Below are 229 nucleotides of genomic sequence, written 5' to 3'. Positions count from 1 at the left end.
GAGACGCTCGACGACCTCCACGAGGCCCTCAGGAGCGAAGGCTCCCGCGACTACGACCCGACCCGCGAGGTCGCCGCGGCGGCCCGCGAGGACGTGAACAACGTCCTCGCGGTCGAGAAGCGCCCGCGGTTCATCGGCCGAGAGGTCGTCCAGAAGGACGATGTCGACGCCGAGGGGTACTGATGGGCGACGACGACGCCACCGACGCGCCGGACTACGAGGCGCAGGT

At 70.7% G+C, this 229-nt stretch carries 1 pseudogene; it reads left to right on the top strand.

Features of this window, described 5'->3' with window-relative positions:
• Nucleotides 1–174 (top strand): annotated as a pseudogene (locus SM754_RS20430) (EthD family reductase); the annotation flags it as partial.
• Between the last annotated feature and the right edge of the window lie 55 nt (nt 175–229).

It is taken from the genome of Halorubellus amylolyticus (assembly GCF_034808145.1).
Classification (GTDB): Archaea; Halobacteriota; Halobacteria; order Halobacteriales; family Natrialbaceae; genus Halorubellus.
The sequence above is the reverse complement of the archived record's forward strand: the minus strand, read 5'-3'. Positions and strand labels throughout refer to the sequence as shown.